The sequence below is a fragment of the Symbioplanes lichenis genome, assembly GCF_030709675.1.
In the GTDB taxonomy this organism is placed as follows: Bacteria; Actinomycetota; Actinomycetes; order Mycobacteriales; family Micromonosporaceae; genus Actinoplanes; species Actinoplanes lichenis.
Genome location: NZ_JAUZQD010000015.1, coordinates 100,584 through 112,426 on the forward strand (window position 1 = coordinate 100,584; position 11,843 = coordinate 112,426).

At 69.8% G+C, this 11,843-nt stretch carries 13 protein-coding genes and 2 tRNA genes; 10 read left to right on the forward strand and 5 right to left on the reverse strand.

The features are described from left to right. Nucleotides 1-78 precede the first annotated feature (78 nt). The 5 genes from gyrA to RAN62_RS31680 all read left to right on the forward strand — a co-directional run bounded on the left by gyrA (nt 79) and on the right by RAN62_RS31680 (nt 4,226). Complete coding sequence (gyrA, locus tag RAN62_RS31660) at nt 79-2,589, forward strand: DNA gyrase subunit A (protein ID WP_305788491.1); 2,511 nt, start codon at nt 79-81, stop codon at nt 2,587-2,589. Nucleotides 2,590-2,592: 3 nt separating this feature from the next. Continuing rightward, nucleotides 2,593-3,465, forward strand: coding sequence for a DUF3566 domain-containing protein (locus RAN62_RS31665; protein ID WP_305788492.1), 873 nt, complete (start codon nt 2,593-2,595; stop codon nt 3,463-3,465). Between the two features lie 404 nt (nt 3,466-3,869). Continuing rightward, nucleotides 3,870-3,946: transfer RNA gene (locus RAN62_RS31670), tRNA-Ile, on the forward strand. Nucleotides 3,947-3,983: 37 nt separating this feature from the next. After that, entirely contained in the window at nt 3,984-4,112 is a 129-nt protein-coding gene (locus RAN62_RS31675; RefSeq protein WP_305788493.1) for a DLW-39 family protein, read from the forward strand. A 41-nt stretch (nt 4,113-4,153) separates the two neighbouring features. Then, nucleotides 4,154-4,226, forward strand: a tRNA-Ala gene (locus RAN62_RS31680). 558 nt (nt 4,227-4,784) lie between these two features. On the opposite strand, the gene RAN62_RS31685 is transcribed toward RAN62_RS31680, so the two are convergent. Next, nucleotides 4,785-5,525: an SDR family NAD(P)-dependent oxidoreductase gene (locus tag RAN62_RS31685; protein ID WP_305788494.1), complete on the reverse strand. Its 741-nt coding sequence runs from the start codon at nt 5,523-5,525 to the stop codon at nt 4,785-4,787. A 144-nt stretch (nt 5,526-5,669) separates the two neighbouring features. On the opposite strand from RAN62_RS31685, the gene RAN62_RS31690 reads away from it, so the two are divergent. The 4 genes from RAN62_RS31690 (at nt 5,670) to RAN62_RS31705 (ending at nt 8,653) form a co-directional block, all read left to right on the forward strand. Next, the gene (locus RAN62_RS31690; RefSeq protein WP_305788495.1) at nt 5,670-6,251 is read left to right on the forward strand and encodes a TetR/AcrR family transcriptional regulator; all 582 of its coding nucleotides are present in this window, start codon (nt 5,670-5,672) and stop codon (nt 6,249-6,251) included. Between the two features lie 9 nt (nt 6,252-6,260). Continuing rightward, nucleotides 6,261-6,803 (forward strand): GNAT family N-acetyltransferase, encoded by a 543-nt coding sequence (locus RAN62_RS31695; protein ID WP_305788496.1) that lies wholly within the window; start codon nt 6,261-6,263, stop codon nt 6,801-6,803. 103 nt (nt 6,804-6,906) lie between these two features. Further along, nucleotides 6,907-8,181 (forward strand): class I SAM-dependent methyltransferase, encoded by a 1,275-nt coding sequence (locus RAN62_RS31700; protein ID WP_305788497.1) that lies wholly within the window; start codon nt 6,907-6,909, stop codon nt 8,179-8,181. Nucleotides 8,182-8,251: 70 nt separating this feature from the next. Next, nucleotides 8,252-8,653: an NUDIX domain-containing protein gene (locus RAN62_RS31705; protein ID WP_305788498.1), complete on the forward strand. Its 402-nt coding sequence runs from the start codon at nt 8,252-8,254 to the stop codon at nt 8,651-8,653. A gap of 23 nt (nt 8,654-8,676) precedes the next feature. Here RAN62_RS31705 and RAN62_RS31710 read toward each other — a convergent pair whose 3' ends face one another. Next, entirely contained in the window at nt 8,677-9,285 is a 609-nt protein-coding gene (locus RAN62_RS31710; protein WP_305788499.1) for a hypothetical protein, read from the reverse strand. A 108-nt stretch (nt 9,286-9,393) separates the two neighbouring features. Here RAN62_RS31710 and RAN62_RS31715 point away from each other — a divergent pair, with 108 nt between their 5' ends. Continuing rightward, complete coding sequence (locus tag RAN62_RS31715; protein ID WP_305788500.1) at nt 9,394-9,954, forward strand: YbaK/EbsC family protein; 561 nt, start codon at nt 9,394-9,396, stop codon at nt 9,952-9,954. A gap of 37 nt (nt 9,955-9,991) precedes the next feature. Here the strand turns inward: RAN62_RS31715 and RAN62_RS31720 are convergent, their stop codons facing one another. The 3 genes from RAN62_RS31720 to RAN62_RS31730 form a co-directional block, all read right to left on the reverse strand. Then, entirely contained in the window at nt 9,992-10,633 is a 642-nt protein-coding gene (locus RAN62_RS31720) for a DsbA family oxidoreductase (RefSeq protein ID WP_305788501.1), read from the reverse strand. Continuing rightward, a complete protein-coding gene (locus RAN62_RS31725; protein ID WP_305788502.1) occupies nt 10,630-11,079 on the reverse strand; it encodes a SufE family protein in 450 nt (149 codons plus the stop codon). The genes RAN62_RS31720 and RAN62_RS31725 overlap by 4 nt, the downstream gene beginning before the upstream one ends. Before the next feature lie 294 nt (nt 11,080-11,373). Further along, the gene (locus RAN62_RS31730) at nt 11,374-11,766 is read right to left on the reverse strand and encodes a CBS domain-containing protein (protein ID WP_305788503.1); all 393 of its coding nucleotides are present in this window, start codon (nt 11,764-11,766) and stop codon (nt 11,374-11,376) included. Nucleotides 11,767-11,843 lie beyond the last annotated feature (77 nt).

Below are 11,843 nucleotides of genomic sequence, written 5' to 3' on the forward strand. Positions count from 1 at the left end.
ACTTTCCACAGCGTTATCCACAGCTAAATGCGTGCTTCAAGCCCTAATGTCGGGTTTGACCGTGAGTAAGGGTTGACTGTGACGGATACTCCCGAGAACCCCGCCGAGGAGCCTCAGGACGCCACCGGCGGCGGCGTCGGCCAGCGCGTCGAGCCGGTCGGCCTCGAGGTCGAGATGCAGCGCTCGTACCTCGACTATGCGATGAGCGTCATCGTGGGCCGCGCGCTGCCCGACGTCCGCGACGGCCTCAAGCCGGTGCACCGCAAGATCCTTTTCGCGATGTACGACTCGGGCTTCCGCCCGGACCGCGGCTACGTCAAGTGCGCCCGCGTCGTCGGCGACGTGATGGGCAACTACCACCCGCACGGCGACTCGTCGATCTACGACGCGCTGGTGCGGATGGGGCAGCCCTGGTCGCTGCGCTACCCGCTGATCGACGGCAACGGCAACTTCGGCTCGCCGGGCAACGACCCGCCGGCCGCCATGCGCTACACCGAGTCGAAGCTCTCGCCGCTCGCCATGGAGATGCTGCGGGACATCGACGAGGACACCGTCGACATGCAGGACAACTACGACGGCCGGGCCAAGGAGCCCACGATCCTGCCGGCGCGGTTCCCCAACCTGCTCGTCAACGGCTCCGAGGGCATCGCGGTCGGCATGGCCACCAAGATCCCGCCGCACAACCTGCGCGAGATCGCCGCCGCCGTCCAGTGGTGCCTCGACAACCCGGAGGCCGACGAGGCCACCACGCTCGACGCGCTCATGGAGCTCGTCAAGGGCCCGGACTTCCCGACCAAGGGCCTGATCGTCGGGCAGTCGGCGATCAACGACGCGTACCGGACCGGCCGGGGCGCCATCCGCATGCGTGCCGTGGTCGAGATGGAGGAGGACGCGCGCGGCCGGCCGCAGCTCGTCGTCACCGAGCTGCCCTACCAGGTCAACCCGGACAACCTCGCCGAGCGCGTCGCCGAGCTGGTGAAGGAGGGCAAGCTCACCGGCATCGCCGACATCAAGGACGAGTCCTCCGGCCGTACGGGCATGCGGTTGATCATCGTCCTCAAGCGCGACGCGATCGCCAAGGTCGTGCTGAACAACCTCTACAAGCACACGCAGCTGCAGGAGACGTTCGGCGCCAACATGCTCGCGCTGGTCGACGGCGTGCCGCGCACGCTCAACCTGGCGCAGTTCATCCGTTACTACGTCGAGCACCAGATCGAGGTCATCCGCCGGCGGACCGCCTACCGCCTGCGCAAGGCCGAGGAGCGCGCGCACATCCTGCGCGGCCTGGTCAAGGCGCTCGACATGCTCGACGAGGTCATCGCCCTCATCCGGCGCTCGCCCACGGTCGAGGACTCGCGCCAAGGCCTGATGCAGCTGCTCGAGGTCGACGAGGTCCAGGCCAACGCGATCCTCGACATGCAGCTCCGCCGGCTCGCGGCCCTGGAGCGGCAGAAGATCATCGACGAGCTCGGCCGGATCGAGATCGAGATCGCCGACCTCAAGGACATCCTCGCGAAGCCGGAGCGGCAGCGGGCGATCGTCTCCGAGGAGCTGGCCGAGATCGTCAACCGCTTCGGTGACGACCGGCTCACCCAGATCATCCCGTTCGACGGCGAGGTCTCGATGGAGGACCTCATCGCGCGCGAGGACGTTGTGGTGACGATCACACGCACCGGCTACGCGAAGCGCACCAAGATCGATCTTTACCGCTCCCAGAAGCGCGGCGGCAAGGGTGTGAGCGGCGCGACCCTGCGCCAGGACGACATCGTCAGCCACTTCTTCGTCATCTCGACGCACTCGTGGATCCTGTTCTTCACGAACAAGGGACGGGTCTACCGCGCCAAGGCGTACGAGCTGCCGGAGGCCATGCGCTCGGCCAAGGGCCAGCACGTCGCCAACCTGCTCGCCTTCCAGCCGGACGAGCACATCGCACAGGTCATCCAGATCCCGAACTACGAGGTCGAGCCCTACCTTGTGCTCGCCACCAAGAATGGGCTCGTGAAGAAGACCCGCCTCACCGAGTTTGACTCCAACCGCAGTGGTGGCATCATCGCCATCAACCTGCGGGAGGATGACGAATTGGTGGGCGCCGCGCTGGCCGCTGGAGAGAACGACCTGCTCCTGGTGTCGAAGAAGGCCCAGGCGATCCGGTTCAACGCGACCGACGAGGCGCTGCGGCCGATGGGGCGGGCGACCTCCGGTGTGATCGGCATGCGCTTCGGCGAGGCCGACGAGCTCCTCGCGATGGAGGTGGTTCGCGAGGGCATGGACGTTTTGGTGGCCACCAACGGCGGGTATGCGAAGCGGACGCCGATCGAGGAGTATCCCGTCCAGGGGCGGGGAGGTAAGGGCGTGCTGACCGCCAAGATCACTGAGCGACGGGGTGGTCTGGTCGGGGCGCTGGTCATCGACCCGGAGGACGAGCTGTTTGCCATCACCAGCAATGGTGGTGTCATTCGGACTCCCGTGAAGCCTGTACGGCGCACGCGGGATCGGAACACAATGGGGGTCAAGCTGATGGACCTCCCAGAAGGTGTAACCATCGTGGCGCTTGCTCGCAATGCCGACGAGCCTGACGAACAGGACTAGTTGATGCCGGAGACACAGGCGAAGTCGGGGGGTCCGGGGTCCTCGGCGACTCCCGCCGGCGCGGAGCCGAAGAAAGACGGCGCCGCGCCGAGCGGACGGGAGCCCGCGGGCCGGGCGACGGTCCCCGCCGATGCGCCGTCCCCGCCGAAGTTCACGCGCGCGCCGGGGATGGCTCCGCCGCCGGGTGAGCCGTCAGCCGACGGCGACGGCAAGGCCGACGCCAAACGACCGGGCACCCCGGTGAAGGGATCGGCCTCGGTGGGCTCTGCCTCCGTGCCGATCGTCACCAAGGGCAGCGGCGGCAAGCCCGCGGCGGCGCAGACCGGCCGGGCCAATGTCACCCCGCCGCCGGCGAACCCCGTGACGGCGCCTCAGCGCCCCGCCACGGGCTCGAAGCCGGGCCAGGGCGGTCAGGCCGGGGGCGCGGCGGCTGTCGGTGCCGCACGGGTCTCTGAGGCCGTGCGGTCGGCGCGCTCGACGGTGTCGTCGGCCGCGGGGCGCGGGCCCAGGCGGGCCCGGCTCAACCTCAAGCGGATCGACCCGTGGTCCGTGATGAAGTTCGCCTTCGCCGTCTCCGTCGTCCTGTTCATCGTGGTCGTCGTGGCCACGTCGGTGCTTTACCTGGCCCTCGACGCCATGGGCGTCTGGGGCGAGGTCAACAACAGCCTCCAGACGCTGGTCAACACCACCGGTGGCGACGCGAACGCCGGCTCCGGCTTCCGCATCACCGCCTGGGGCGTCATCGGCACGTCGATGCTCATCGGTGCGGTCAACGTGGTCCTCTTCACCGCCTTGGCCACGCTGGGCGCGTTCATCTACAACGTGTGCGCCGACCTGGTCGGCGGCGTCGAGCTGACGCTGGCCGAGCGGGACTGAGCCGCCGGCTTCTGAACCGTGCGCGCCCGGGCGTCGCCGATGCCCGGGCCGGTCTGCGGCCGTCATGCCTCCTTGCGGGGGTGTGGCGGCCGCTTCCTCGTTTCTCGGTCGGCTGTGCTTCGTCTCTCAGCCTGTGTCGGGGGCGCTATGTCCGGTCGTCGCGGTGGCTCAACGTTCCCCACGGGCATGCGTGACGGGCCTCACGGAGAAGGGTGTCCCCGAGGCGTGAATCGCTTGGACGAGCGTTCGGGGCAGGCGGTAATCTGGTCCCCGCCGGTTCCCGGAAGCGGCCCACCGATCTCGTCGGCGGGCGGCTGACCCGGGGCTCGGGGGAGCGGCCCGGCCGCCGACCCCCGATTTGGGAGCCGCCCGGCGGGTGCGGTAACCTTCGGTGTCGCTGATGCGGGGCTATAGCTCAGTCGGTTAGAGCGCAGAGCTGATAACTCTGAGGTCGCTGGTTCGATTCCAGCTAGCCCCACCAAGCACGTCTCCCACCGCACATCAAAGGGGACCGGCCCATGCTGAAGAAGCTGCTGATCATCGCCGGACTCGCCGGTGCGGCCGCCCTGGTCGTCAAGAAGGTCAAGGCCTCCAGCGACGAGCGCGCCCTCTGGCACGAGGCCACCACCGCCCCTGATCTGCGCTAGATCCGCATCGCCCCTGGTCCGCGCTCGACCAGCACCGTCGCGGGGCCCTAGCTCAACTGGCAGAGCACCGCCTTTGCAAGGCGGGGGTTAGGGGTTCAAGTCCCCTGGGCTCCACAGAAACCGGATGGCCTCTGGCTGCGATCATCGCGAGCCGGGGCCATTTCTGCATCCAGCGCCAAGAGCCCGCAGCACCTGCTCGCCGCCACACTCGCTGGCTCTGATCCGCTGGCCCTTGATTCGCTGGCCATGAGCCGCTGGCCATCGCTAGTTGGTCACCACCCGCTGGCCATCGCTAGTTGGTCACCACGCGCCGCCGCCTCGGCTCACCACTCTCTGGCGGCCGTGTTTACCTTCCGGCCATCGCTCATCGGCTGTCGCGTCCCGGCGACCGTGCCTGCCTTCCGGCTGTCGCGTCCCGGCGACCGTGGCGCCCGCTCGTCGCAACGCCTGCTGACTGCTGCGCCCGCCCGCGCCGCGCCCATCTACCGCCGGCTGCCGCCTCCTGCTGCCACACCTGTCGGCGCCGCGCCCTATCGCCACTCCCGGATCCGCGCCCGCCGGCCGCGCTGCTGACCGCCGCGCTGCTGACCTCTGCGTCCGGCGGCGCCTCCAACGGGGGCTGGTGATGCGACGACGGGTGCCCTACCGAGGTGGGGCACCCGTGAGAAGACCTCAGCGGGCGATGTAGCCGCCGTCGACGAAAAGCTCGGCGCCGGTGACGAAGGAGGCTTCGTCGCTGGCCAGGAAGAGGATGGCGGCGGCTACTTCTTCGGGGCGGCCGACCCGGCCGAGCGGGGTGGTGGCGACGTAGGGCGCCTGGTCCGTGTCGCCCATCATCGGGGTTTCGATGAAGCCGGGGTGGACGCTGTTGACGCGGATGCCCAGCGGGGCCCATTCCACGGCGACGTTCTTGGTGAGGGTGCGGACGGCGCCCTTGGCCGCGTGGTACGCGGGGGAGACGCCGAAGCCGCCGGACGCGCCGAAGATCGAGCTGGTGTTGACCACGGCGGCGGCGGGGGAGGCCTTGAGCAGGGGTGCGGCGGCCTTCGTGCCGAGGAAGACGCTGGTCTGCGTGACGGCGACGACCTTCTCGTAGAGGGCGAGGGTCGTGTCCTCGATGGTGTCCGCGTGGCCGAGGCCGGCGTTGTTGACGAGGATGTCGAGCCCGCCGAACTTCTCTTCGACGGCGGCGACAGCCTGCGCCCACGCGGCCTCGTCGGTGACGTCGAGGTGCAGGTAGAGCGCCTGGCCGCCGTTCTTCTCGATCTCGGCGGCGACGTCGGCGCCCGGGATGTCCTGGACGTCGGCCACCACGACCTTGGCGCCCTCGCGGGCCATGAGGAGGGCCGTCTGCTTGCCGATGCCGCTGGCGCCGCCGGTCACGAGTGCGATCTTGCCGTTCAACCGAGTCATCACGGGTGTCCCTTCACGAGGTGGATACTTAGACGATACGTCTCGTATCGACTAGCGACGCATGTGATGTGGGTCGCTGTGGACGGCGCGAGCGGCCCTGATGAGCTGGGATGACAACGATCAGGAAGAACGGCGGGAGCACAGGTGGCCGTACAGGGAAATCGCCCGAGGTCAGGTCCCAAGCGGGACCCGCACGCCCAGCAGGCGGCGCTCGCCGCGGCCGAGGAGCTGTTGACCGAGATCGGTTATCACCGCGTGACGATGGAGCGCATCGCCGAGCGGTCCGGCGTGGCGAAGATGACGCTGTACCGCTGGTGGCCCAACAAGGCCGCGGTCATCACGGACGCCGTGCGGGATCGGCTGGCGCCGGCTTCGACGCCCGACACCGGTTCGGTCGCCGAGGATGCCCGGGAGCAGCTCGCGGCGCTGATGACGACGCTGACCAGGTACGGCGACGCGAGCGTCACGGCCGCGGCGATGAGCTCGCGCGGCGAGGCGGGCCGGGAGGACCTGCGCGACATCCTGCACCCGTGGTACGAGAGCTTCACCACGTTGCTCGATCGCGGCATCGAGCGACGACAATTGCCGGACCGGTTTCCGGTCACGCTGACCGCCCACGCCTGGCTGGGATACGTGATTTACCGCGTCGTCTTTCTCCAGGAGGACATTGTCCCGGCGGATCTGGCGGCGCTCGTCGAGCAGTCGGCGGGGGCCGGAAACCGATAGGCTGCCGCCGTGTTCGCTATAGATCTCGGTGATGGCGCTCAGCTCCGGACCTTGGAGCCGTGGCAAGCGGAGGAGTTCTTCGCGCACATGGAACGCGCGCGGGAAACCGTCGACCCGTGGATCCCGTGGGCGTCGGTGAGCCACGACCTGCACTCGGCCCGCAACACCTTGCAGCGGTACGCGGACAAGCAGGCCACCGACACCGCCCGGCTCTTCGGCATCTGGCTCGACGGGGTGCTGGTCGGCGGCACGATGTTCGTGTCCTTCGACGTGAAGTCCGGGGTGTGCGAGGTCGGCGTCTGGCTGGAGCCGGCCGGTCGGGGCCGTGGCCTGATCACGCGGGCTGTCCGGAAGCTGATCGACTATGCGTTCGTCGAGCGCGGGATGTTCCGGGTCGAGTGGATCTGCCGTCCCGACAACCACGCGAGCAGCAACGTCGCGAAGCGTCTCGGGATGAGCCTGGACGGGGTGCTGCGCGGGAACTACGTACACCAAGGTGTGCGTTACGACTCGGAGATCTGGTCCGTCACCGCGCCGGAGTGGGCCCGCTGAGCTGGGCGTCTGCTCCGTCACAATGATCGTTGCGTCACTTCACGGATGAAGCTGCCCGGAGGATATTTAGCGGTACTAACCACCTTTCCCCCCGGGAGGTGCGATGACCACCGCACACAAGCTGATCGACCTGCTGGAGAACCTGCTCCAGGCACCGCTGCCCGTCCGGCTCCGGGCCTGGGACGGCTCGGAGGCGGGCCCGCCGGACGCCCCGGTGCTCGTCGTCCGGCATCGGCGCGCGCTGCGCCGGCTCATGTGGCAGCCGACCGAGCTGGGACTGGCCCGCGCGTACGTGTCGGGGGATCTTGATGTCGAGGGTGACCTCTACGACGCGCTGCGCCGGCTCGCCACGCTGATCTGGGGCAGCGGGCCGGACGCCCGGGCGCTGCCCAAGGCCACCGTGCTCGCGGAACTCGTGCGCCTCGGCATCGTCGGACCGCAGCCCAAGCCGCCTGCGGAGGAGATCGCGATGCAGGGTACGCGGCACAGCAAGCGCCGCGACCGGCAAGCCATCAGTCACCACTACGACGTGGGCAACGACTTCTACCGGATCGTGCTCGGGGAGAGCATGGTCTATTCGTGCGCCTACTGGACCGGAGACAGTCCCGAGTACGGACTTGCCGACGCCCAGCGCGACAAGCTCGACCTCATCTGCCGCAAGCTCGAGCTCAAGCCCGGGATGCGGCTGCTCGACGTCGGGTGCGGCTGGGGCAGTCTGGCTCTGCACGCCGCCCGTGAGTACGGGGTCGACGTGGTCGGCATCACGCTCTCCACGGAACAGGCTGACTACGCGCGGAAGCAGATCGCCGAGGCGGGGCTGACGGCCCACGTCGAGATCCGGGTGCAGGACTATCGCGACGTGGAGGACGGCCCGTTCGACGCGATCTCGAGCGTCGGGATGGCGGAGCACGTGGGCACCGGCCCGTACGCGGACTATGCCGCCATCCTCTTCGCCCTGCTCAAGCCGGGTGGCCGCCTGCTCAATCACCAGATCGCCGCGCTGCACCCCGAGCCGGCCCCGGCGCGCAAGCAGCGGTCGTTCATCGACGCCTACGTCTTCCCCGACGGGGAACTGGCGCCCGTCGGCACCACTGCCACCCTGCTGGAAGAGGCAGGATTCGAGGTGCGGGACGTGCAGGCGCTGCGCGAGCACTACGCACGTACCCTCCGGGCCTGGGTGGCGAATCTGGAGGACGACTGGTCGACCGCTGTGCGGCTCACCACGCCCGGCCGGGCTCGCGTCTGGCGCCTCTACATGGCGGCGTCAGCCATCGCGTTCGAGCAGGCCAGGATCGGTGTGAACCAGATCTTGTGCGTGAAGACAAAACGCGACGGTACGAGTGACATGGCTCTCACCCGCGCGGGATGGCTGGCTTGACGCGAGCCGTTCGCACGCGCGTACCCGTTCCGTTGCGCATTCACAGCGTTCTTGTGAGTAGCCTTCACTCGTGAATGGACGGAGACGAGCAGCTGCCATCATCCTTCGTGATCGGCGGGTGCTGATGGTGCACGAGCGCAGCCGGCGCGAGGGCAGCCGGGAGTGGTGGACGCTGCCCGGCGGCGGCATCGACCCCGGCGAGACCCCCGAGGATGCCGTACGCCGCGAGGTGCTGGAAGAGGTCGGACTCGTCGTCAAGGAAGCGCGGTACGTCCAGGACGTGCAGTACCCGTCGGGGCTCACGTCGGTGTTCCTGTGCACCGTCGGCGACGAGGAACCGCAGCTCGGGCCGCATCTCGGGGGTCCGGAGCCGGTCGGGATCGACTGGGTGCCGCTGCCCGACCTCAAGCCGGGCGACCCGACGCTGGTGGCGGTGCCGCCGATGATCGTGGCGTTCCCGCTGCCGGAGTGACGGCCCGCCGCTGGAGTGACCGCTCAGGCGGATTCGGCGGGCACCTTGGCGGGCTGGGCCTCGTCGGTGGCCGGCGTGGGCGTGGGTTCGGCCGGCACGTGTGCGGTCCGCGCCGGCGGCTGAACGACTTCGGCTGACGCGGGCGCCGGCGGCTGCGTGACTGTGGGCGTCGACGGGCGGGTGGCTGTGGGCGTCGATGGGCGGGTGACTGTGGGCGTCGGCGGGTGGGTGACGGCCGGCGCCGGGGACGGGGTGGCTTCCGTCGGCTCGGGCGGGGCGTCGGCGATCGTGCGGCAGCGCTCGGCGACGAAGTAGGCGCAGCTCACGGCGTACCCGAGAGTGAGCAGGAGGCCGACGGCCCGGACCGATGCGGGCGCCACGGCCAGCAGCGTCGCGATGAGCGCGCCACTCGACCAGCTCGCGAGCAGGACCGTGTTGACCGTGTCCTGCGCCGCCCAGCCGTCGACGTTGCGGCGGCGCGCCTGCCGGCGGATCTCGGTCAGAAGCGCGTGGCTCATGCCGACGGTGAGCATGCCCAGCAGCACGGTGGCGAAGACGGAGTGAGTGCCCCCGGCGACGGCCGCGACCGCGGTGCCCCCGGCGAGCAGGGCGAGACCACTGACCGTGCCCACGCGCGCGCTTCGTCTCTCCCTCACATCTATTGACAGTCGGCAAGATCGGGCCCGGCCTGAGGAGCCGGCGGGTGACTCGATTGGTTCCCGCGCCCGAATCGGGGGAGGATGACGGGCGTGTTCGGATCACTGAAGCTGGAACCCGCGATCAGCCGGCTCGATCTCCTGGCCCCGCCAGTGGCGGCCGCCCTGCAGGTGTGGCCGGCGGAGGCGCCGATCGACGGCGATCAGGTGATGGTCGCGCCGATCGACGCCGAGCTGGCCGACACGGCGGCCTTCTGCGACGCGTATGACGTCGGCCTCGAAGAATCGGCGAACTGTGTGATCGTCGCGGGCAAGCGCGGCGAGGTCACGCGGTATGCGGCATGTGTCGTGCTCGCGACCACCCGGGCCGACGTCAACGGCATCGTGCGGCGGCATCTCGACGCGCGCAAGGCCAGCTTCGCCCCGATGGACGAGGCGGTCCGGCTGAGCGGCATGGAGTACGGCGGCATCACGCCGATCGGCCTCCCCAAGGACTGGCCGGTGCTCGTGGACTCCCGCGTGATCGCTACGCCGCACGTCATCATCGGGTCGGGCCTGCGGGGCAGCAAGATCGCGATCGCCGGACCGGCTCTGGGGGCGCTGCCGGGGGCGGAAGTGATCGAGGGGCTCGCGCGCGAGGCATAAGCCGCTCACGCTTGTCGATGTTGTTTCACGTGGAACCTCATCGAGCGGTGTCGACGGCCTCCCGGCGCATGATCTCTTCGAGGGCCGATCGCAGGACTGTCGTCTCCTGGGCGCCCTGGACCACGAACTTCCGGTCGATCACGAACGTCGGCACGCTGGTGATGCCGAGCTCGCGCGCCTCGGCGAGGTCGGCGTTCACGGCTTCCGTTCCGGTGGGCGAGGCGAGGTAGGCGAGCGCGGCCGCCTCGTCCAGCCCGACGGCCCCGGCCAGCCGGGCCAGCTCGGCGTGCGAACCGATGTCGATGCCCTGCTCGAAGTGGGCCCGCTGCAACGTCTCGATCATCAACAGTTGCAGGTCCTGCCCGGCGGCCCACGCGACGAGCCGGTGCGCGTCGAAGGTGTTGGCGGCGACGGCCCGATCGAAGTCCAGGACCAGCCCGTCGGCCGCGGCCAGCTCCGTCACCTGCGCCAGCATCTGCCCGGCGCGCTCGGTGTCCCCCACCTTGGCGACCATCGCGGCCCGCAGCGGGACTCCCGGTGGCACGGGGGCCGGATCCAGCTGGTACGCCCGGCCGGTGATCGTCACCTCGCCCGGAAAGTCGCGCAGGACAGTCTCCAGCCGGTGCTTGCCCAGGTAACACCACGGGCAGACCACATCGAACCAGAGCTCAATGTTCATACCCGGGACTCCGCGTTGCCGGCCGTGTGGTCACGGATCTGGCGCTTGAGCCGGGCCAGGATCGCCGTCCCGCCCCGGATGCGCAGCGGGCTGATCGCCGTGGCGAGACCCATCCTGGCGTACAGGTCGTCGGGGACCGCGAGGATCTCCGTCGCCTTGGCGCCCTCGAGCCCCTCCGCGAGAATGCCGGCGAAGGCCCGGGTGGTCGGCGCCTCGGGCGGGCAGTCGAACCAGGTCTGCACGGTGTCGTCGCCGTGCACCTCCGCCCGGAGGAAGAACTGGGTCTGGCACTCGGGCACCTGCTCCATGCCCTCGTGCCCGCGCAGCTCCTCCGGCAGCGGGGGAACAGCGTCGGAGAACTCCAGCAGCATCTCGAGCACCACCTCGCGCGGGGCGGAGGCGAACTCGTCGACGATTTCGGCCAGCTTCGGCGGCATGTCGCTCACGTGGGAGACCCTACGTCGCCGTCGCCCGCGCGGCCCGTCTTCCGGGCGGCCGACTCGATCTTGCAGCGCCCGGGCCCTCGCTCTGCTGCCGCCCCGGCGGTCGTGCGGCGGTGGCGCGGTGGTGGCGCGGCGGCGGCGATGGCGTGGCGGTGGTGGCGCGGCGGCGGCGATGGCGCGGCGGCGGCAGCGGTGGTGCGGCGGCGGCAGCGGTGGTGCGGTGGGCGGTGCAGGGAGCGAGGCGACGGATGCGGGCAGTGTCGACCGCGCGCCGGCTGTGGAGAGGAGGAGCTGGAATCAGGCCGAAGCCGTGGACGGCGCCAAGGCGATGTCGCTCAGGCTCAGGATGCCGACGACCTTGCGATCGGAGTCACAGACGAGCAGCCGCCGCACGCCGCGCTCGCGCATGGCCCGCACCGCCTCCTCCACAGTGGCCGCCTGCTCCACCATGATCAGCTCGTGCGAGGCGATCGACGCGAGCGTGGTCGTGCGAGGCGGCAACCCCTCGGCGACCGCCCGCACCACGATGTCCCGGTCGGTCACCATGCCGGACATGGTCGGCCCGTGGGTCACCACGATGTCCCCGATGCCCTGGTCGCGCATGGCCTGGGCGGCCTCGTCGAGCGTCGTCTCGCCCGGGAGATAGACGACCCGCCGGGTCATCACGTCCGCCACCGCTGTCCTGGCCATGGCCGTCACCTCCCGTTTCCGAGCCCGCCCCGACGGTGAGGCGGTACCCGGCTCATCCATCGATTACACCGCGCCCG